20 protein-coding genes are annotated in these 19,118 nt (G+C 73.6%); 9 read left to right on the top strand and 11 right to left on the bottom strand.

Annotated elements, in window-relative coordinates:
* Positions 1–56 precede the first annotated feature (56 nt).
* Positions 57–497 carry a cupin domain-containing protein gene (locus H291_RS0107660; RefSeq protein ID WP_020014396.1) on the bottom strand — a complete coding sequence of 147 codons (441 nt, stop codon included), beginning with the start codon at positions 495–497 and terminating at the stop codon, positions 57–59.
* A 96-nt stretch (positions 498–593) separates the two neighbouring features.
* Between H291_RS0107660 and H291_RS0107655 the strand changes: the two genes are divergently transcribed.
* Together H291_RS0107655 and H291_RS32355 are read left to right on the top strand one after the other, a co-directional pair.
* Complete coding sequence (locus H291_RS0107655; RefSeq protein ID WP_020014395.1) at positions 594–1,556, top strand: DUF5937 family protein; 963 nt, start codon at positions 594–596, stop codon at positions 1,554–1,556.
* 36 nt (positions 1,557–1,592) lie between these two features.
* Positions 1,593–2,153, top strand: coding sequence for a cold-shock protein (locus H291_RS32355; RefSeq protein WP_020014394.1), 561 nt, complete (start codon positions 1,593–1,595; stop codon positions 2,151–2,153).
* Between the two features lie 27 nt (positions 2,154–2,180).
* On the opposite strand, the gene H291_RS0107645 is transcribed toward H291_RS32355, so the two are convergent.
* Positions 2,181–2,936 (bottom strand): SDR family oxidoreductase, encoded by a 756-nt coding sequence (locus tag H291_RS0107645; RefSeq protein WP_026365511.1) that lies wholly within the window; start codon positions 2,934–2,936, stop codon positions 2,181–2,183.
* A gap of 199 nt (positions 2,937–3,135) precedes the next feature.
* Here H291_RS0107645 and sigJ point away from each other — a divergent pair, with 199 nt between their 5' ends.
* Together sigJ and H291_RS29075 are read left to right on the top strand one after the other, a co-directional pair.
* Positions 3,136–4,083, top strand: coding sequence for an RNA polymerase sigma factor SigJ (gene sigJ / locus H291_RS0107640; protein WP_020014392.1), 948 nt, complete (start codon positions 3,136–3,138; stop codon positions 4,081–4,083).
* Positions 4,076–4,585, top strand: coding sequence for a hypothetical protein (locus H291_RS29075; protein WP_198012427.1), 510 nt, complete (start codon positions 4,076–4,078; stop codon positions 4,583–4,585). Before sigJ ends, H291_RS29075 begins: the two co-directional genes overlap by 8 nt.
* Positions 4,586–4,630: 45 nt before the next feature.
* Here H291_RS29075 and H291_RS0107630 read toward each other — a convergent pair whose 3' ends face one another.
* The 3 genes from H291_RS0107630 to H291_RS0107620 are packed head-to-tail and all read right to left on the bottom strand — an operon-like array spanning position 4,631 to position 6,553.
* Positions 4,631–4,957 (bottom strand): L-rhamnose mutarotase, encoded by a 327-nt coding sequence (locus H291_RS0107630; RefSeq protein WP_026365509.1) that lies wholly within the window; start codon positions 4,955–4,957, stop codon positions 4,631–4,633.
* Between the two features lie 37 nt (positions 4,958–4,994).
* On the bottom strand, positions 4,995–5,516 hold the full coding sequence (locus H291_RS32350; protein WP_020014389.1) for an NUDIX hydrolase: 522 nt from the start codon (positions 5,514–5,516) through the stop codon (positions 4,995–4,997).
* 38 nt (positions 5,517–5,554) lie between these two features.
* Positions 5,555–6,553 carry an AraC family transcriptional regulator gene (locus H291_RS0107620; protein ID WP_020014388.1) on the bottom strand — a complete coding sequence of 333 codons (999 nt, stop codon included), beginning with the start codon at positions 6,551–6,553 and terminating at the stop codon, positions 5,555–5,557.
* 80 nt (positions 6,554–6,633) lie between these two features.
* Between H291_RS0107620 and H291_RS0107615 the strand changes: the two genes are divergently transcribed.
* The gene (locus H291_RS0107615) at positions 6,634–7,476 is read left to right on the top strand and encodes a hypothetical protein (protein WP_020014387.1); all 843 of its coding nucleotides are present in this window, start codon (positions 6,634–6,636) and stop codon (positions 7,474–7,476) included.
* A gap of 15 nt (positions 7,477–7,491) precedes the next feature.
* On the opposite strand, the gene H291_RS0107610 is transcribed toward H291_RS0107615, so the two are convergent.
* The gene (locus tag H291_RS0107610; RefSeq protein ID WP_020014386.1) at positions 7,492–8,301 is read right to left on the bottom strand and encodes a DUF899 family protein; all 810 of its coding nucleotides are present in this window, start codon (positions 8,299–8,301) and stop codon (positions 7,492–7,494) included.
* 303 nt (positions 8,302–8,604) lie between these two features.
* Positions 8,605–9,294, bottom strand: coding sequence for a GntR family transcriptional regulator (locus H291_RS0107605; RefSeq protein ID WP_020014385.1), 690 nt, complete (start codon positions 9,292–9,294; stop codon positions 8,605–8,607).
* A 42-nt stretch (positions 9,295–9,336) separates the two neighbouring features.
* On the opposite strand from H291_RS0107605, the gene H291_RS29065 reads away from it, so the two are divergent.
* The 4 genes from H291_RS29065 (at position 9,337) to H291_RS0107585 (ending at position 14,129) form a co-directional block, all read left to right on the top strand.
* On the top strand, positions 9,337–10,626 hold the full coding sequence (locus H291_RS29065) for a YncE family protein (RefSeq protein ID WP_020014384.1): 1,290 nt from the start codon (positions 9,337–9,339) through the stop codon (positions 10,624–10,626).
* Entirely contained in the window at positions 10,623–11,864 is a 1,242-nt protein-coding gene (locus H291_RS0107595) for an amidohydrolase (protein ID WP_020014383.1), read from the top strand. The genes H291_RS29065 and H291_RS0107595 overlap by 4 nt, the downstream gene beginning before the upstream one ends.
* Positions 11,865–12,043: 179 nt before the next feature.
* The gene (locus H291_RS0107590) at positions 12,044–13,438 is read left to right on the top strand and encodes an enolase C-terminal domain-like protein (protein ID WP_020014382.1); all 1,395 of its coding nucleotides are present in this window, start codon (positions 12,044–12,046) and stop codon (positions 13,436–13,438) included.
* Positions 13,425–14,129 (top strand): FadR/GntR family transcriptional regulator, encoded by a 705-nt coding sequence (locus H291_RS0107585; RefSeq protein ID WP_020014381.1) that lies wholly within the window; start codon positions 13,425–13,427, stop codon positions 14,127–14,129. The genes H291_RS0107590 and H291_RS0107585 overlap by 14 nt, the downstream gene beginning before the upstream one ends.
* Positions 14,130–14,145: 16 nt before the next feature.
* Here H291_RS0107585 and H291_RS0107580 read toward each other — a convergent pair whose 3' ends face one another.
* The 4 genes from H291_RS0107580 to H291_RS0107565 all read right to left on the bottom strand — a co-directional run bounded on the left by H291_RS0107580 (position 14,146) and on the right by H291_RS0107565 (position 18,999).
* Entirely contained in the window at positions 14,146–15,138 is a 993-nt protein-coding gene (locus tag H291_RS0107580) for an ABC transporter substrate-binding protein (RefSeq protein ID WP_051109392.1), read from the bottom strand.
* Positions 15,139–15,208: 70 nt separating this feature from the next.
* Positions 15,209–16,198 (bottom strand): ABC transporter permease, encoded by a 990-nt coding sequence (locus H291_RS0107575; RefSeq protein ID WP_020014379.1) that lies wholly within the window; start codon positions 16,196–16,198, stop codon positions 15,209–15,211.
* A 13-nt stretch (positions 16,199–16,211) separates the two neighbouring features.
* On the bottom strand, positions 16,212–17,777 hold the full coding sequence (locus H291_RS0107570; RefSeq protein ID WP_020014378.1) for a sugar ABC transporter ATP-binding protein: 1,566 nt from the start codon (positions 17,775–17,777) through the stop codon (positions 16,212–16,214).
* Positions 17,778–17,994: 217 nt separating this feature from the next.
* Positions 17,995–18,999, bottom strand: a complete 1,005-nt coding sequence (locus H291_RS0107565; protein ID WP_020014377.1) for an aldo/keto reductase — start codon at positions 18,997–18,999, stop codon at positions 17,995–17,997.
* Positions 19,000–19,118: the final 119 nt, after the last annotated feature.

The raw sequence follows: 19,118 nt of genomic DNA, 5'->3' as shown, positions 1-19,118 counted from the left end.
AAGACGAGAAACTTAGGCCTCGAAGGTGAGTCGGGCGGGTGACGCCGGGGGAAGGCTCACCCCTCGTCGACGAAGTGGTTGTCGTGCTCCGCGTGCAGCCGCTCCATGTCCGCCTCCCCGGCGGTGGCGAGCTGGGCGAAGTAGTCCTCGCGCCGCACGCCCGGCGCGAGCACCATGAGCACGGTGGCGGGCTCGTCGCGATCCTTGCGGAGCCCGTGCACGGATCCGCGCGCGGAGAACGCGGTGTCGCCGGGGCCCAGGGCGCGCCACGTGGCGCCGTCGAAGAAGTCGACCTGGCCCTCCTCGACCACGAACGTCTCGCTGAACGTGGTGTGGAAGTGCGGCGCCGGCCCCCGGCTGGAGGGCGCGAGGCGCCAGCGGTACAGGCTCAGGGTCCCGTCGGTGTCCCCCGGGCTCGCGAGGACCTCGATCGTGGAGCCGCTGGCGCCGAGGCGGATGAGTCGGGATGCGGTGTGCTCTGCCGTTTGCTGTGTCATGCCCCGAGTCTCGGCAGCGGGCACGTCCGGCCGCGCTCGATTCGGCCGTGGCCGAACAGTCTGGTCCCACCTGCGGCGACAACCCAGAATGAGGCGGTGATCCATTACCGGCTGGGCGCAGGCGCCACCGGCGTGCGGTGGGCGATGTCGCCGGTGCACGAGGTGGTCAGCCTCGCCCGGCTCCTGACCGAGCCCCGCCGGCACCCGGTCTTCCACCCGTGGCTGCGCCGTCGCCGGCAGCGCCTGGCGGGTCTGGACCTGTCGGCCCTGACGGTCTTCATGGCGGACGGCGCCTACCGGCCCGACTTCCTGGACCCGACGCCGCCGACCAGCGAGCCGAGCTTCGACGAGGGCATGGCCACCCTGCTCGCCGCCCCGGTCGAGCAGGTGCACGCCGAGCTCGTCGACGCCACGGCCCGTCTCGAACCCGCGGCCCGCCGCCGGCTGCTCGACGACCCTGCACGCACCCGGGCCGACGCCGCCGCCGCGGTGCGCCGGCTCTGGCGGGCGGCCGTCGAACCCGAGTGGCCGTCCATGCGGCAGGCCCTGCGCGCCGAGCTGCTGGACCGCGCCGTGCAGGTCAACCGCGAGGGTCTGCGCGCCGTGCTCCCCCGGCTGCACCCGTCCGTGACCAGCGATGGCGACACCGTGACCGTCCGGTCCGCCGTCGACGTCGCGACCGACTGCCCGGACGGCCTGATCCTGGTGCCGTCCCTGTTCATCACCGACCGCGTGCAGTGCACGACGTCGGACCACTGGTCCCCCGCGATCTGCTACCCGGCCACGGGTCGCTACCTCTGGTCGGCGCCCGCCACCCCGCGGTCGCTCGACCGGCTGCTCGGGGCCACCCGGGCCCGGATCCTGGCCGCGCTGACCACGCCGCTGCAGACCACCGTGGTGGCCCACCTGGTGAACGTCACGAACCCGACCGCCAGCGAGCACCTGACCGTCCTGCGCGATGCCGGCCTGATCGACAGCAGCCGCGCCGGCCGGACGGTCACCCACGAGCTGACCGCGGCGGGCCGGGCGGTCCTGGACGCGGCACCGCCGCCCCGCTAGCGTCGTGGCCGGACCACACCGCACAGGGGGCACGTGATGGCCGAGGGGACCGTGACGGCGTACGACGCCGAGGCCGGGTGGGGCGTCGTCGTGCCGGACGACGGCGGGCCGCGCCTGCGCGTCCACCAGGTCGAGGTCCTGACGCACGGCGCCCAGGTCCTGGAGCGCGGCGAGCGGGTCTCCTACGCGGTCGGGCAGGACGACGACGGTCCGGTCGCGACCGCCGTCACCCCGCTGGGGCCGATCCTGACCGAGGAGGAGCTGACGCGGCGCGGGCTCGTACCGGAGCCCGAGCCGCCTGCCACAGACCGGGCCGGCGCAGCCCCGGCCGGCAACGACCCAGCCAGCGCGGTCCCGACCGGCGCCGACCCAGCCGGCGCGATCCCGACGAAGCGGCTCCTCGCCGAGCCGCCCGAGCCGGCCAAGTTCCCCACCCCGGTCCGCGTCGTGATCGGGCTCGTCGGCCTCGCGGCCCTGCCCTGCCTGGTGATCGGCGTGATCCAGGTCGCGAACGGGCACGAGGAGTGGCTACCCCTGCTGATCAGCGGCGTGATCATGCTCCTGGTCCTGGAGCGCATCCCGCACGAGCGGTGGTGAGCGGGCGCGCCGCACCCGCGGGCGCCGTCAGGCGAGCGGCCGGTGGTCCTCGCTCGCCAGCCAGTCGTCGAAGGTGATCCGAGCCTCGATCCGGTCCGGACCGCCGCGCAGCGCCCCCGAGGCCAGCCCCCGGGTGTAGGTCAGGGGGAGGGTGACCTCCCAGACCCGGCGGCGGACGCCCTCGTACGCGAGCTGCCGCCGGGCGAGGTCGGCGAGCTGCTCGTCCCGCGGGCCGACGAAATCCGTGGCGCGCCCCACGGGACCGCCCTCCGCGACCGCGACGAGGTGCTCCCCCACCTCGCGCGCGGCGACCGGCCGCATGGGCGCGGTGGGCATGACGGCCACCGGACCCTTCTGGCTGGACAGGAGCCGGCCCACGTACTCGTGGAACTGCCCCGCCCGCGCGATCGTGTACGGCACCTGGCCGGCCCGCACGGCGCGCTCCTGGGCGACCTTGCCCGCGTAGTACGACGCGTCCATGCCGTCGATGCCCACGATGGACAGGGCCACGTGGTGGCCCACCCCGTTCGCCTGCCCGGCGGCGAGCAGGTGGTGCGTCGCGGCCTCGAAGAACCGGCGCGACGTACGCGCGAAGAACGTCGTCGTGTTGGTGACGTCGACGACGGTGTCCACGTCGCGCAGCGCCGCCGTCAGCCCGTGTCCCGTGGTGACGTCCACGCCGTCCGCCCGCGAGAGCACCACCACGTCGTGCCCGCGCTCGCGCGCCGCCCGAGCGGTATGCCTGCCGACCGCTCCCGTCCCGCCTGCGACTGCGATCCTCATCGGTCTTCCTCCGGTCCGTCCTCATTGTGTCGCGGCGGGGGCGGGCCCGCCCGCGCTCGCCGCCACGACCTGAACACCGGTCTGACGACGCGGCCGTCCCGGATGTGAGGTCGCCCGGTGCTCACACAGTGCTCACACACCGCGGGGCTGCGTCGTCAGGGTGATGATGAACGAGAACGAGACAGGACGAGGACCGGCCGTGGACGACGAGAAGGACACCGGGCAGCACGACGATCCGGACACCGGGCTGGACGGCGTGTTCGCCGAGCGCCGCCGTCTGCTCTCGCTCGCGTACCGGATGACGGGCACCCTCGCCGACGCCGAGGACATCGTGCAGGAGACCTACCTGCGCTGGTACCGGCTGGAGGAGGCCGAGCGCAGGGCGATCGACAACCCCGCCGGGTGGCTGACGCGCGTGGCGAGCCGCATCGCCCTCGACCTGCTGGCCTCGGCTCGCCGACGCCGGGAGCGGTACATCGGCCAGTGGCTGCCCGAGCCGCTGCCCGCCGACCTGTTCGACGGCACCGCCGACCCGCTGGACCGGGTGACCCTCGACGACGCCGTGAGCACCGCGCTGCTGGTGGTCCTGGAGGCGATGACGCCCGCGCAGCGCGTCGCGTTCGTGCTGCACGACGTCTTCGCCGTGCCGTTCGACGAGATCGCTGAGATCGTCGGGCGGACGCCGGCCGCCGTCCGCCAGCTCGCCGCGACCGGACGCCGCCAGGTCCGCGAGAACCGCACCGCCGCCGTGCCGCGCGACGAGCACGACCGCACGGTCCGGGCCTTCCTGCACGCTGCGCAGGCGGGCGACATGCGGCAGCTCATGCGCGTGCTGGCGCCCGACGTCGAGCTGCGCACCGACGCCAACGGGCTCGTCACGGCAGCGCTCAACGTGATCGAGGGCCCCGAGCGCGTCGCACGGCTGGTGCTCGGCGTCGACGCCAAGATGCCGGAGCTGACGCACCACCTGGAACCCACCGCCGACGGTCTGGGCGTGGTGCTGCGCACCGGCGACCAGGTGGCCGGCGTGATGACGCTCCGCGTCGAGCAGGAGCTGGTCACCGACGTGTGGATCATGCTCAACCCCGCCAAGCTCACCCACTGGCTCCCGATCCCCGGGACGGACGAAGGACGTGACGATGACTGACCCCGCGGCCCCTGTGCCGACCCCCGCGGCGACCGCGACCCGCCCGGTGGGCGGTGTGCAGTACGGCGCCCTCGTCGCGACGGTGGTCATCGTCGGCTTCGTGGGCGCGTGGTCCTACTTCCTGCCGCAGGCGTACTACGACCACTTCCCGTCCGTGCTCGGCGAGTGGGTCTCCAAGGACGGACCGTACAACGAGCACCTGGTCCGCGACCACGGCGCCATGTACCTCGCGCTGGGCGCAGCGAGCCTGTACGGGCTGATCCGGCCCTCCCAGGTCGGCTGCCGGCTGCTGGGCATCGCGTGGACCGTGTTCGGGATCCTGCACTTCGCCTACCACGTCACGCACCTCGGCCACCTGCCCCCGGACGAGGCGGTGGGCCAGGTCGTGGTGCTCGCCGTCGCGATCGTGCTGGCGGTCATGCTGCTGATCCCGGGCAGAACAGCGGCACCGGCCGCCGGGCCGCCGCCCGGCGGGGAAAGCCCTACCCGGACGGGGAGGTAACGCAGGCGTAGCAGTGCTACGTCTCCGTTACCCGCTGCCGGGAGGTCAGGCCAGGTGCCAGACCTCCTGCATGTCGCGCCAGCCCTCGCCGGGCGCGGCGTCCTCGCCGAAGGCGGTCTGGCACGGGTCGGTGTGCGTCCACCACTCCTGGGTCACCGGGTCCTGCGCGATCCGGGCCATGTCGGCCTCGTGGTCGTCGCCGGTGTACTCGTAGTACGCGAACAGCGTGTTCTCCAGCACGAAGATCGTGTAGTTGTGCACGTTGCACGCCTGGAGGGTCGCCTCGACCTGCGGCCAGACGGCGGCGTGCAGGCGCAGGTACTCCTCGCGCTTCTCCGGGACCACGTCGACCACGAGACCATGTCGTTCCACGGACCCGGACGCTATCAGAGGCCCACGACGCGGCTGGTCAGAGCCCGATCCGGCGCGGCTCGCCACCCAGCAGGCCGGCCCGTTCGTCGGCGAGGGTCACGGCCAGCAGCTCCGGCAGGCCGCGCGGCCCGAACAGGACGTCGTCGCCCGCGGCGGCCAGCTCGGCCGGCGTCCACCACCGCGCGTCGACGATCCCCTCGGCGTCCGGGTGGCCCGGCGTGCCCGGTGCGAGGCCCGACGTCGGCTCGAACCGCTCGGTGCGCACGAGGTAGAAGTCCTCGTGCACCCCGGCGAAACCGGGCCGCGGCATCCCCGGCGGGTAGGCGACCTCCCGGGTCCACACGGGCGCGAGCGGCCGCTCGTCCGGCACGACCAGCCCCACCTCCTCGAAGAGCTCGCGGCGCAGCGCCTCCTCGACGGTCTCGCCGGGGTCGACGCCGCCGCCGGGCCCGATCCAGACGGTGCCCACCTGGTCGATCGCGTGCGCGACGAGCAGGACGCTGTCCTCCGCGTCGACGACGAGACCACGGCACTGACGGCGGAACGGGAGAGAAGGCATCCGGGGACCGTACCGCGGGGCGCCGAGCTCGGACAGGATCAGGTGCCGGGCGTCGCCCCGGCCGGCAGCTCCCCACCAACCGTTGCCCCGACCTGCCGCGGCCCCGCCGCGAGCCGCCGCCGGTACGCGGCCGGGCTGACGCCGAACGCCCGCGTGAACGCCGTGCTCAGCGCGAATCCGCTGGAGTAGCCGACCCGCTGGGCCACGGCGTCGAGCGTGCGGGCGCGGTCGGTGAGCAGGTCCCGGGCCAGGGCGAGCCGCCAGCTCGTCAGGTACCGCAGCGGCGGCGTGCCGACCAGCTCGGTGAACCGCGCGGCGAGGGTCGCGCGGGAGACCGCGGCCCGCCGGGCCAGGTCGGCGACGGTCCAGGCACGCTCGGGCTCGGCGTGCATCGCGCGTAAGGCGGCGCTGACCGCCGGGTCGCCGATCCCGCCCACCCAGGAGGGCCGCGCCGGCGGGTGCGCGGCGGTCCACGCGCGGATCGACTCGATGGTCACCACGTCCACGAGCCGGTCGAGCACCACGCTCTGCCCCAGGCCGTCGTTCGCCATCTCGCGCACCAGGTGGCCCACGAGCGCGGGGTCGAGCCCGCCCGCCGGCACGACGCCGGCGTCGGGCAGGATCTCGGTGACGAACCGCCCGACGCTGCCGACGTCGGCGTAGCTGGCGACGATCATCGTGTCGGGGCCGTCGGGGTCGTTGCCCCAGTGCCGCAGCCCGTGCGCGAGGGCCAGGTCGAGCGGGGCGCCGTCGGGCGTGACGCAGCGCTGGCCCGGCTCGATGACCGCGACCGTGGCGCTGCCGGCGGCGTCGGCCACGCGGTAGGGCAGCGGGCCGCGCACCAGGGCGACGTCGCCCTCCCGGAGGTCGTGCACGGTGTCGCCGGCCTCCAGCCGGCAGCCGCCCGAGGTGACGATCACAACGGTGAGCGCGGACTCGTCCTCGACCCGGACGGCCCAGGGGGCGCGCATCGACATCAGGAGCGTGAAGGCGCCCTCCGCCTGCGGGTGCGCCAGGAGCTGCGACAACGGGTCCATACGCCAACTCTAGACGCTTGAACATGCAGAGCAGATCCTGGGCTATTCAGCGTCCAGCGTTCCGGCGTTTCGATGTACCCATGACCACTTCACAGACCACCGCACCGATCCTCGTCACCGGCGGCACGGGCCGCACCGGCCGCCGCGTCGCCGACCGGCTCCGCGCCCAGGGCCGCCCGGTCCGCATCGCCTCCCGTGGCGGAGCGGTCCCGTTCGACTGGCACGACGACGCCGGCTGGGATGCCGCCCTCGCCGGCACGGTCGCCGTCTACCTCTGCTACTCCCCCGACCTCGCCCTGCCCGGCGCCGACGCCGTCGTCGACGCGTTCACCGCCCGGGCCGTGCGGCACGGCGTCGAGCGGATCGTCCTGCTGTCCGGCCGCGGGGAGGACGGCGCCCGCGCCTGCGAGGACATCGCCCTGGCCGCGGCGCCCGCCACCACGGTGGTGCGCTGCTCCTGGTTCCAGGAGAACTTCAGCGAGCACTTCCTGCTCGACGGCGTGCTGGACGGCCGCATCGCCGTGCCCGCCGACCAGGTGCGCGAGCCGTTCGTCAGCCTGGAGGACGTCGCCGACGTCGCGGCCCTCGCCCTGACCAGCGACGCCCACGCCGGCGAGGTGCTGGAGCTCACCGGCCCGGAGGCGCTGACCTTCACGCAGGTGGCGCGCCTCCTGAGCGACGCGACGGGCCGCCCGGTCGAGCACGTAGCGCTCACCCCGGACGACTTCGTCGCCGAGCTGACCGCCGCCGGCGTGCACCCCGACGAGGCCGCCGGGCTCGCCTGGCTCTTCCAGGAGGTGCTCGACGGGCGCAACACGGCCACCACGGACACCGTCGAGCGGGTCCTGGGCCGGGCGGCCACCCCGTTCGAGGCCTTCGCCAAGAACGCGGCGGCGGCCGGGGCGTGGGTCCCGCGGGCCTGACGGCCGGCCCGCGCGTTAGTGGTGGTGCCCGCCGCCTCCGCCCGGCACCACCGGGGTCGCCCCGGGGCGGGTCCACTGCGGGGTCGGCCGGCTGGTCGGCCCCCAGGTGGCCTCGCCGTCGGCGTCGGTGGCCCAGTACCAGCAGGACGTCTGGCCGGCGGGCCAGCCGTCCGGCACGTCCTCCCAGGCCTCACCCCGCCCGTACGGCGTCATGTCGAGCAGGCCGAAGATCCCGGCCGCCGGCTCGTTGCCCCGGCCCGTGGTGCGGTAGGTGAGGTACACGCGGTCGCCGTCGCGCAGGAAGCAGGCGATGTGTCCCATGTCCACGCCGACGGGCGCCGCCAGGCCGCGCACCGAGTACCAGGGCTCGGTGTAGCCCATGAAGCGCAGGAACGGGACGACCTCGGCCCAGGGCCCCTCGGTGAGCATCGCGAACGACACCCCGCGCGCCCGCAGGTACGGGGCGGCCTGCTGGACGTGCCAGGCGTTCAGGGTGCAGCCCGGGCACTGCCCGCTCACCGGGTCGCCGTCGTGCCACATGTGCTGGTAGACGACGAGCTCGTCGCGGCCCTCGAACAGGTCGACGAACGGCACCGGGCCGTCAGGGCCGACCACCTCGACGCTGCCGTCGAGCTCCGTCATCGGCAGCCGGCGGCGGGCGGCCGCGAGCGCGTCGCCCGCGCGGGTGTGCGCCTTCTCCAGGGCCAGCAGCTCGTCCCGGGCCGCCTGCCAGGCGTCCCGGTCGACGACGGGCGGGCGGGCGGGGGCGGTGCTGGTCGGGGTGCCGGTCGTGAGGTCGGTCGGGCTGGAGGTCGTCTCGGTCATCGTCTGCTCCTGCGTGTCGGGAGGGGTGCGGCACAGGTACCGACGATGACCGGGCTCCCGACTCATCGCTGTCGAGGTCAGCGCTGGTCCCGCACAGCAGCGGCAGGTTGGTGAGACCAGCCCAGAGGTACTCGATATCCACCCGGGCCGAACCCTCCCGCCCGGGGTGTGTTGCTCTGCGTAGACAATGTCCACGCAGAGCAACACACCCCGCAGACCAACGTTCTCCCCGGGGCGGTAACCCACCAGCCGGCCGGCCCGGCCTCCCAGCCCAACCGGCCAACCCAGATGACTCAAGCCCGCTCAGCCCTTCGGCTCGGCCCGGCGCTCGGCCGCCGCGGCGCGGCTCGTGCTCAGGTGCTCCTGCGCGAGCCGCGCCGCGGCCTCGGCGTCGCGATCCCGGACGGCGTCCAGCAGCGCGCGGTGCTCGTCAGCGATGGCGGCGAGGTCGGAGTGCTGGGCAAGCAGCCAGCGCACCCGGCTCGCGGTGACGGCGTGCAGCTCGGCGAGCACCGGGTTGCCGGACGCCGCGACGACCGCCTCGTGGAAGTCCGCCGCCGCCCGCCGCGCCGCCGGGCCGTCGCCGCGCGCGGCGGCGTCGGCCTCCCGCTCCCAGGCGCGGGTCAGCGCCGCGAGCTGCTCCGGGGTGCGCCGCTGCGCGGCGAGCCGGAACTGCACCGGGTCGGTCGCCTCGCGCACCTCCTGCAGGTGCGCGACGTCGGCGTCGGTGAACTCCCGCACAACGGCCCACGTGCGCGGCCGCGGCGTGACCAGGCCCTCCGCGACGAGCGCGCGCAGCGCGTCCCGCACCGGGATGCGGCTCACGCCCAGCTCCGCCGCGAGGTCCCGCTCGACCAGCCGGCTGCCCGGCGCGCGCGTCCCGTCCACGATCTGCTCGCGGACCGCGCTCGCGACCCGCACCGACTCGGGCTCGAAGTCGACGGACGCCCCGGAGACGGGCTCAGCCGAGGGCTCTGTCGAGGGCGCGTTCATGGCGCCATCCTGCCAGTTCCATAAATGGGATACCATTTTTGGATGACCTCCCCCGTCCGACGCCACGCACCGTTCCGGCGGGCGCTCGGCACCGGCGCGGCCGCCCTCGTCGCGGGCCTGCTCCTGGCCGGGTGCGGACCGGCGGCCCCGGCGGCGGCCCCAGGTGCGACGACCGCGGGGGCTCCGTCCCCGAAGGCAACGCCACCGGCACCGTCCGCGACACCCGCGCCGACGCCGTCCGCCTCCCCCGAGGACACAGCCGCGACCGACGAGCAGCTCCTCCTGGTCACCCAGGCCGACCGCGACACGATCGCCCTGGTCGACCCCCGCGAGCGCACAGGCTCAGCCGACAGCCCCACCGACAGCCCTGCCGTCCTCGACGAGATCACCGTCGGCGCCGCCCCCTGGGACGTCGCGGTCCACGCGGAGACCGGCCGCGCCTTCGTCTCGACGGCGGAGGGCGTCGCGGTGGTGGACCTCGCCACGCGCGAGCGCACCGACCTGGTCGGCTACGAGCACGGCCCCGCCCGGGTCGCCTACGGCGAGTACCGCCCCGGCGGGCTGGGCCTCGCGGTCTCCCCCGACGGCGCCACCGTGTACGTCGCGGTGAGCACCGGCGAGGAGGCGTTCCTGGAGCAGATCGACGTGGCCGACGGCGACGTCGTGCGCTCGGTCCCGGTCGGCCGGCGGCCCTTCGACGTGCTGGTCGGCGACGACGGCCGCGAGGTCTACACGATCGACCACGACGGGTTCACCGTCACCGTCGTGGACGCCGGGACGTTCGACGCGCACGCGATCGAGGTCGCCCCGTTCGGCACCGAGGGCGGCCTCGCGTCCTTCGAGAAGCCGCACTACGCGGTGCTCGACGCGGACGGCAACCTGCTGCTGCCCTACCAGGGCCGCGCGCTCGCCCGCGTCGACCCCGCCACCGGCGAGGTGACCACCACCGGCCTCGACGCCGACACCCACCAGCACGGCGTCGCCCGCGCGGACGACGGCACGCTCGTCGTCGCCGGCAACGGCCCGTTCGGCAACGCGGACAGCGGCGCGAGCATCGAGGTCGTCTCCCCCGCGGGCGACTCGACCGTGCTCCCGACCGACCGGCGGCACGAGACCGTGGCGGTCTGGCAGCACGACGGCGCCGCGTTCGGCGTCCTGGCCGGCGGCTACACGCAGGACGGCGCCTGGGACGGCCTGACCGTCCTCCCGCTCGCGGCCGCCCTCGACGGCACCGACGAGTCGTACGAGATCCGCGTGCCCGGCCGGCCGCAGGCGGTCGTGCCGGTCACGCTCCCCGAACCCGAGACCAGCTCCGTGGAAGGAAACCCATGACCGCCACCACCACACCCGCCACCACCGTCACCGTCCTGCGCGACGTGCGCCCCTGGGGCGGCGAGCGCAGCGACCTGCACGTCGCGGACGGCGTGATCACCGCCGTCGTCGCGCACGACCCGAACGCGCACGCGAGCACGACCCGCACGCCCGGCACCACGGACCCCGGCGTCGTCGACGGTGGCGGCCTGCTCGCCCTCCCGGGCCTGGTCAACGCGCACGCCCACGTGGACAAGTCCTGGTGGGGCAAGCCGTGGGTGAGCTACGGCGGCGAGCCGGGCACGCAGGGCCGCATCGCGCACGAGCGTGCGCACCGCGACGAGCTCGGCATCCCCGGCGTCGACGTGACGCTCGCCGTGCTGCGCGAGTCGGTCCGCACGGGCACCACCGCCGTCCGCTCGCACGTGGACGTCGACCTCGGCGTCGGGCTGCGCGGCATCGAGGTGGTGCGCGAGGCCGTGGCCGCGCTGGGCGGCGCGGTGCACGCCGAGATCGTGGCGTTCCCGCAGGACGGCGTGCTGCGCCGCCCGGGCGTGCTCGACCTGCTCGACCAGGCGGCGGCCGCGGGCGCCGAGCACATCGGCGGCCTGGACCCGGCCTCGATCGACCGCGACCCCGTGGGCCAGCTCGACGGCCTGTTCGCGATCGCGGAGCGGCACGGCGTGGGCATCGACGTGCACCTGCACGACGGCGGCGAGCTCGGCGCGTTCCAGATCGAGCTGATGATCGACCGCACCCTGCGCACCGGCCTGCAGGGCAAGGTGAACGTGGCGCACGGCTTCGCCGTCGGCCAGCTCGCCGGCTCCCGCCAGGCCGACCTGGTCGCCGCGATGGGCGAGGCGGGCATCACCATGTCGACGGTCGCGCCGATCGGTGCCGCTCCCCTGCCGCTGCACGCGCTGCGCGCCGCCGGGGTGCCCGTCGGCCTGGGCACGGACGGCATCCGCGACCTGTGGTCGCCCTACGGCACCGGCGACCTGCTCACGCTGACCACGCAGCTCGCCCGGCTGTCCGGCTTCCGCTACGACGAGGACCTGGTCACCGCGGCCCGGATCGCCTCGGCCGACGCCGCCCGGTTCGTCGGGCGCGAGGTGCACGACCTGGTCGTGGGCGCGCCCGCCGACGTCGTGCTGGTCGACGCCGAGAACGTGCCCGACGCCGTCGTCCGCGCCCCGCGCCGCGCGCTGGTCGTGGCCGCCGGCCGCGTCGTCGCGAGGGACGGCGAGCTCCTGGTCTGAGCTCGGCAGCTCCACCCGATCCCGCGGGGCGAACTGCCGAGCTGCACGCAACCTGCCGAACTGAACGAAAAGCACATTGATCCAACCATTCAGCCGTGGGTCACGGTCAGCGCCTTGACCTGGCAGCACACTCGTCCGTAGATTGCAGGCATTTCATCGGATGTTTGCGAGGGAGCGGCATGGCCACGATCACCGGAGTGCGCGTCGAGGACGTGCGGTTCCCGACGTCGGTCACCGCCGACGGTTCCGACGCGATGAACAAGGACGCCGACTACTCGGCGGCGTACGTCGTGCTGGAGACCGACGCGACGGACCCCGGCGCTGACCCGGCCGGATCGGGCGCCCCGCTGGGCGGATACGGCCTGACGTTCACGATCGGGCGCGGCAACGACATCGTGGCCGAGGCCGCGCGCCAGCAGGCCGCCGCGCTCGTCGGCCGCGACGTCGACGAGATCGCCGCGGACATGGGCGCGCTCTACCGGGACCTGACCGCCGACAGCCAGCTCCGCTGGCTCGGGCCGGAGAAGGGCGTGGTGCACCTGTCGCTGGCCGCCGTGCTCAACGCGGTCTGGGACCTGGTGGCCCGCCGCGCGGGCAAGCCGCTGTGGCGGCTGCTGGTGGACATGACGCCGGAGGAGCTGGTCGACGTCGCCGACCTGCACTACCTCTCGGACGCCCTGACCCGCGAGGAGGCCCTGGCGATCCTGCGGGAGCGCGCGGGCACCCGGCAGGAGCGCCTGGACCACCTGGAGCGCACCGGCTACCCCGTGTACACGACGTCGGCCGGCTGGCTCGGCTACAGCGACGACAAGCTGCGGCGGCTGTGCCAGGAGGCCGTCGACGCCGGGTACCAGCACGTCAAGCTCAAGGTCGGCGCGAACCTGGCCGAGGACGTGCGCCGGCTGACCATCGCGCGCGAGGTGCTGGGCCCCGACCGGAACCTGATGATCGACGCCAACCAGGTGTGGGACGTGCCGCAGGCCATCGAGTGGATGCGCGCCCTGGCGCCGTTCGACCCGCTGTGGATCGAGGAGCCCACCTCGCCCGACGACATCCTGGGGCACGCCGCGGTGCGCCGCGCCGTCGCGCCGATCGGCGTCGCCACGGGCGAGCACTGCCACAACCGGGTGATGTTCAAGCAGCTCATGCAGGCCGAGGCGATCGACTACTGCCAGCTCGACACCGGGCGGCTGGCCAGCATCAACGAGATCGTCGCCGTGCTGCTGCTCGCCGCCAAGTTCGGCGTGCCGGTGTGCCCGCACGCGGGCGGCGTCGGCCTGTGCGAGATGGTGCAGCACGTCTCCGTGCTGGACTACGTGGCGATCGGCGGCGACCTGACCGGCCGCGTGACCGAGTACGTGGACCACCTGCACGAGCACTTCACCGACCCGTGCGTCGTCGCCGACCGGGGCGCGGGCACGGCGTACGTGCTGCCGGCGCTGCCGGGGTACTCCACGCAGATGTACGAGGAGTCGATCGACCGGTTCCGGTTCCCGCAGGGGACGTACTGGGCCGGCCGCACTTCGGTGGGCGATGCTCCTGTGCGCGATACTTCCGAGCATGTCCCGCACTGACGAGGTCGTCGACGGCATCCGCAGGATGATCCTCGACGGCAGGCTCCGCCCCGGCGACCGCCTGCCCGTCGAGAAGGACCTGGCCGACGAGCTCCAGGTCTCCCGCGGCTCGCTGCGCGAGGGGGTCCGGGCGCTGTCCATCCTCGGCGTGCTGCACACCCGGCAGGGCGACGGCACCTACGTGACCAGCCTCGACCCCGGCCGGCTGCTGTCCCCCATGGCGCTCGTGCTCGACCTGCAGGACGAGGGCGCCATGCCCGCGTTCCACAGCGTGCGCCGCGTGCTGGAGACCGAGGCCGCGGGGCTGGCGGCCACGCGCATGACCGACGAGGCGCTGGCCGAGGCCCGCGCCGTCCTGGACCAGGTCGCCGAGGTGCGGGTCGGCACGGAGGTGGACCACGACCGGTTCATCGAGGTCGACATCGCGTTCCACCGCGTGATCGCCGCGCACAGCGGCAACCCCGTGCTGGAGGCGCTCATCGAGTCGTTCGCGGGCCGCACCCTGCGGGCGCGCCTGTGGCGTGTGCTGCACGCCGAAGGTATCGAGGCGCGCACGCACGGCGAGCACGAGGCCATCTGGCGCGCGCTCGCCGCGCGTGACCCCGAGGCGGCCCGGATCCGGATGGCGGCCCACCTCCTGGGCGTCGAGGACTGGCTGCCGAAGCCGGAGAACCTGGACGACGACGCCTGAGCTACTCGTACAGCACCTACTCGTACAGGACCGCGGCGATCTCCTCGTCGTCGATGTTGGTCTCGTCGTACCAGTAGAAGCCGGAGTCGATGACGGGCTCGACCTCCTCGCCGTCGATCGCGGCGACGGCGGCCTTCACCGTCTCGTAGCCCATCTTGATCGGGTCCTGCGTGATCGCCCCGGCCATCAGGCCGTCGCGGATCGCGTCGGTCTGTGCCTTGCCCGAGTCGAAGCCGATCACGGTCAGCTCACCAGCCCGGCCGGACTCCTGCACGGCCTTGACGACGCCGATCGCCGACCCCTCGTTCGTGCCGTAGATGCCCTTGAGGTCGGGGTGCGCCTGCATGATCGCCTTGGCGGCGTCGGCGGACTTGAGCTGGTCGCCCGCGGCGTACTGCGTGTCGACGATCTCGATGTCCGGCGCGTTCTCCGCGATGTACTGCGTGAACCCCTCGACGCGCTGCTGCCCGGTCTGCGACGTCTGGTCGTGCCCGACGATCGCGATCTTGCCGCTGCCCACCAGCTCGGCCATGTGCTTGGCCGCCTCGGCCGACGCCGCGAGGTTGTCGGTGGACACCGTGGTCACCGGCACGTCCGAGTCGACGCCCGAGTCGAACGCGATGACCGGGATCCCGCGCGACTGCGCGTCCGTCATCATCGGGATCGACGCCTCGGAGTCCAGCGCCGCGTAGCCGATCGCGTCCGGGCTCTTGTCCAGGGCCGTCTGCAGCATGGTGAGCTGCTTCTCGACCTCCGTCTCCGTCTCGGGTCCCTCGAAGGTGACCTCGACGTCGAGCTCGGCCGCGGCGTCGTCGGCGCCCTGCTTGACCGCCTGCCAGAACTGGTGCTGGAAGCCCTTGGAGACCAGGGCGACGTACGGCTTGTCGCCCGTCCCGGGGGCCGCGCCGCCCGAGCCCGAGGAGCACGCCCCGAGGGCGAGGACGAGGGCGGTCACGGAGGCGGTGGCGGCGAGCGCCACCAGGCGCCTGCGTGGTGTGCTGCTGTTCATCCGGGTCCAGCTCCTTCGATGGTCGGTGAGAACTGTGGTCGGTGAGAACTGTGGTCGGTCGGTCGGTCGGTCAGGCTTCCTTGCCGCGCCGCAGCATGTCGGCGTACACGGCGAGCACGATCACGATCCCGACGGCGACCTTCTGCCACTCCTGTGGGATCGACATGATCCGCAGGCCGTTGGTCAGCGTCGCCATGATCAGCGCGCCGATCACGGTGCCGAGGATCGTCGCCTTGCCGCCGCGCAGCGAGGTGCCGCCGATGACGACGGCGGCGATGGCCTCCAGCTCGTACCCGAGCCCGAGCCCGGGCTGCGCGGAGTTGAGCCGGGACGCCATGACGACGCCGGCCAGGCCGGTGAACAGCCCGGCGACGACGTAGATGACCACCTTCCAGCGCCGCACGTCGACACCGGAGATCGCGGTGGCCTCCTCGTTGGAGCCGATGGACAGCGCGTAGCGCCCGGTGAGCGTCTTGCTCAGCGTCACGCCCGCGAGCACGGCGGCCACGAAGAAGATCAGGACGGCGTTGGGCAGCCCCGGCAGCAGCTCGCCGCCGGCGAGCTGGCCGAACCCGGCGACGTCGCTGAAGTAGATGGGCTTGGTGCCCGAGATGACCAGCGAGAGCCCCTGCGCCACCATCATCATCGCGAGGGTCGCGATGAACGGCGGCAGCCGCAGGTAGGCGACGTTCAGGCCGTTGAGCAGGCCGATCAGCGCCCCGATCGCGAGCCCGCCCAGCACCCCGACCACGAGCGGCAGGCCGAGGTTGGCCAGGAAGACGCCGGTCATCACCGAGCACAGCGTCATGCCGGTGCCCACGGACAGGTCGATGCCGCCCGTCGCGATGACGAGCGTGGCTCCCAGCGCCATGATCCCGGTGACGGCCGTGGCCAGCAGGATGCCCTTCACGTTGGCCCAGTCCAGGAAGTACGGGCTGGCCACCGAGAAGAACACGAAGATGACCACCAGCCCGCCGAAGGCGAGGAGCTGCTGGAGCTGCTGCCGGTTCCCGAACGAGATGGTGCGTCGCGGGGCCGTGGTTGTGCCTGACGTCGTCATCGTGCGTCTCCAGTCATTCCGGGTCTCCGGTCGTGACGAGCGAGCGGTCCGCACCGAACCGCGTCGCGAGCTCCATGATCTGGTGCTGGTCGGCGTCGGCGTTGGCGAGCGTCCCGGTGACCCGGCCCTCGCACATGACGACGATCCGGTCGGCCAGCCGCAGCACCTCCGGCAGCTCCGACGAGATGACGATGATCGACTTGCCCTGCGCGGCCAGCGCCGTGAGCAGCGTGTAGATCTCGTCCTTGGCGCCGACGTCGATGCCGCGCGTCGGCTCGTCGACGATCAGCACGTCGCAGTCCCGCACCAGCCACTTGGCCAGCACCACCTTCTGCTGGTTGCCGCCCGACAGGTTCTTGGTGCGCTGGGCGACCGACGGCGTCCGGATCGAGAGCCGGTCCACCATCTCCTTGGCGACGTGGCGCCCGTCGGCGTCGCGCACGAACCCGCCGCGCGTCAGCCCCGGCAGCGAGGACAGCATCACGTTGCGCACCACGTCCTGGTCGAGCAGCAGGCCGTAGCGCTTCCGGTCTTCCGAGAGGTAGCCGATCCCGTGGCGGACGGCGTCGGCGGGGCTGCGGACGGTGACCGGCCGGCCGTTCACCTCGACGACGCCGGTCGACCGGTCCGCCCCGATGATCGCCCGCGCCACCTCGGTGCGGCCGGCGCCCATCAGGCCCGCGAAGCCCAGGATCTCGCCGCGGCGCAGCTCGAAGGACACGTCCTTGAGCAGCGCGCGGGTGCTGAGCCCGCGGACGGCGAGCACGGTGTCATGTCCTGAGCCGTCGCGTCCCGAGCCGCCGTCGGAAGCCCCGGGATCCGGCGGCCCCGGCCGCACCCCCGTCTCGAGCTGCCGCCCCACCATCGCGGCGATGACCTCCCGCGTCTCGGTGGTCGCCGTCGGCAGCGTGTCCACGTACCGGCCGTCCCGCAGCACCGTGATCCGGTCGGAGATCTCCTTGATCTCCTCCATCCGGTGCGAGACGTAGATGACGCCGGTGCGCGGCGAGACGAAGTCGCGCACGATCCGGAAGAGCGTCGCCACCTCGGTCTCAGTGAGCGCCGCCGTCGGCTCGTCCATGATCAGCACCCGCGCGTCGAACGACAGCGCCTTGGCGATCTCGACCATCTGCTGGCCCGCGACGCTCAGGTGGGACACGGGCTGGCGCGGGTCCAGCGGGATGCCGAGCCGCTCGAACAGCGCGGCGGCGCGCCGCTCCAGCTCGTCGTCGCGGATCAGGCCCGCGCGCCGGGGCTCGCGGCCGATGAAGATGTTCTGCGCGACCGTCAGGTCGGGCATCAGGTGGAACTCCTGGTGGATCACGCTGATGCCGAGCTCGTTGGCCTGGCGCGGCCCGGCGGGGCTCATCGGCGCGCCGTCGAGCTCCATGGTCCCGGCGTCGGGCCGGTAGATGCCGGAGAGCAGCTTGAGGAGCGTCGACTTGCCCGCCCCGTTCTCGCCCACCAGCGCGAGCACCTCGCCGGGCCGCAGGTCGAGGTGGACGTCGTCGAGCGCGCGGACCCCGGGGAAGGACTTGCTGATCCCCGTGGCACGGAGAAGTGCGGGGCCGTCCGTCACGTGAGCTCCCTTGCGTACGTGCGACACAGATCCAACCTCAGGCATCCAACGTCTGACGTTCAACTTCTGGCATTCAACCGCAGACATCAGATGCATCTCAAGGCCCTACGGCAGATTCCCTGCGAATTTGCCTCATTCAGCCCATGAGGGAGGAGATAGATCGGACGTTTGGCGTGCGGCAGCCCGACGTCGGCACCGTCAGCCCGACGTCGGCGCCTCAGCCCGACGTCGGCACCGCCTCCGGCGCGAGCAGCCCGGCGTCCGCGAGCGCCTGCCACAGCTCCCCCGGCACCGCGACGGCGGCCCGCTCCGCGGCCTGCACCGCGTGCTCGGGCGCGCCGAGCCCCACGACGGTGCTCACCACTGCCGGGTGGGTACGCACGTAGGCGAGCGCCGCCTGCGGCAGGGTGACGCCGTGGTCCTCGCACACCGCGGCGATCCGGCGGGCGCGTTCCAGCGGGCCGGCGGCGACGGGCGCGTAGTCGTAGGTCGCGTCCGACGGCGGCCGGTCCTGCGCCAGCAGCCCCGAGTTGTAGACGGCGGCCGCGACGACGGCGACGCCACGCTCGGCCGCGGCGGGCAGCAGGTCGGCCAGCGCGGGCTGCTCCAGGAGCGTGAACCGTCCGGCGCACATGACGACGTCGACGTCGGTCTCGCGCACGAACCGGGTCAGCATGGCGGACTGGTTCATGCCCGCGCCGATCGCGCCGACCACGCCCTGGTCGCGCAGCTCGACGAGCGCGGGCAGGGCCTCGTGGGCCGCCTGCGCCCAGTGCTCGTCGGGGTCGTGCAGGTAGGCGACGTCGATCCGGTCCAGTCCGGTGCGCTCCAGGCTGGCCTCGACGGAGGCGAGCACGCCGTCGCGGGAGAAGTCCCAGACCCGGCGTGCGGCGGCGGGCACGTCGAACATCTCGGGGTCCCGCCGGTCGGCGGTCTCGGGCGAGTCGACCAGCAGTCGTCCGACCTTGGTGGAGATCACGAGCTCGTCGCGGGGCCGGGTGCGCAGGTACGCGCCGAGGCGGCGCTCGGACAGGCCGAGGCCGTAGTGGGGCGCGGTGTCGAAGTACCGGATGCCGGCGTCCCACGCGGCCTGGAACGTGGCGTGCGCCTCGTCGTCCGTGGTCGCGCGGTACAGGTTGCCGGCGGGGGCGGCGCCCAGGCCGAGCGTGGTGAGCCGGACCCCGGTGGCGCGCACCTCGGTGGTCGGCATGGTGGTCTGCATGCGGTGTCCTCTTCGACGAGCGGGCGACATCGCCGGCGACGTCGTCGGCGAAACATCAGATGTATAGCACCGAACGACCCTCGGGTGGAACGGCGCCTGCTGGACCGACCTGGGCGCAA

It is taken from the genome of Promicromonospora sukumoe 327MFSha3.1 (genome assembly GCF_000385135.1).
GTDB lineage: Bacteria > Actinomycetota > Actinomycetes > Actinomycetales > Cellulomonadaceae > Promicromonospora > Promicromonospora sukumoe_B.
Note: the sequence above shows the minus strand (reverse complement) of the source record. Positions and strands in the feature narration are given on the sequence as shown.

Bases quoted from the DNA above. Each gene is read 5' to 3' on its own strand.
- H291_RS29065 (WP_020014384.1), top strand. From the start codon at position 9,337: ATGACCTCCCCCGTCCGACGCCACGCACCGTTCCGGCGGGCGCTCGGC.
- H291_RS0107590 (WP_020014382.1), top strand. From the start codon at position 12,044: ATGGCCACGATCACCGGAGTGCGCGTCGAGGACGTGCGGTTCCCGACG.
- H291_RS0107660 (WP_020014396.1), bottom strand. From the start codon at position 497: ATGACACAGCAAACGGCAGAGCACACCGCATCCCGACTCATCCGCCTC.
- H291_RS29075 (WP_198012427.1), top strand. From the start codon at position 4,076: ATGACTGACCCCGCGGCCCCTGTGCCGACCCCCGCGGCGACCGCGACC.
- H291_RS0107615 (WP_020014387.1), top strand. From the start codon at position 6,634: ATGACCACTTCACAGACCACCGCACCGATCCTCGTCACCGGCGGCACG.
- H291_RS0107605 (WP_020014385.1), bottom strand. From the start codon at position 9,294: ATGAACGCGCCCTCGACAGAGCCCTCGGCTGAGCCCGTCTCCGGGGCG.
- H291_RS32355 (WP_020014394.1), top strand. From the start codon at position 1,593: ATGGCCGAGGGGACCGTGACGGCGTACGACGCCGAGGCCGGGTGGGGC.
- H291_RS32350 (WP_020014389.1), bottom strand. From the start codon at position 5,516: ATGCCTTCTCTCCCGTTCCGCCGTCAGTGCCGTGGTCTCGTCGTCGAC.
- H291_RS0107645 (WP_026365511.1), bottom strand. From the start codon at position 2,936: ATGAGGATCGCAGTCGCAGGCGGGACGGGAGCGGTCGGCAGGCATACC.
- H291_RS0107565 (WP_020014377.1), bottom strand. From the start codon at position 18,999: ATGCAGACCACCATGCCGACCACCGAGGTGCGCGCCACCGGGGTCCGG.
- H291_RS0107595 (WP_020014383.1), top strand. From the start codon at position 10,623: ATGACCGCCACCACCACACCCGCCACCACCGTCACCGTCCTGCGCGAC.
- H291_RS0107580 (WP_051109392.1), bottom strand. From the start codon at position 15,138: ATGAACAGCAGCACACCACGCAGGCGCCTGGTGGCGCTCGCCGCCACC.
- H291_RS0107575 (WP_020014379.1), bottom strand. From the start codon at position 16,198: ATGACGACGTCAGGCACAACCACGGCCCCGCGACGCACCATCTCGTTC.
- H291_RS0107610 (WP_020014386.1), bottom strand. From the start codon at position 8,301: ATGACCGAGACGACCTCCAGCCCGACCGACCTCACGACCGGCACCCCG.
- H291_RS0107620 (WP_020014388.1), bottom strand. From the start codon at position 6,553: ATGGACCCGTTGTCGCAGCTCCTGGCGCACCCGCAGGCGGAGGGCGCC.
- H291_RS0107585 (WP_020014381.1), top strand. From the start codon at position 13,425: ATGTCCCGCACTGACGAGGTCGTCGACGGCATCCGCAGGATGATCCTC.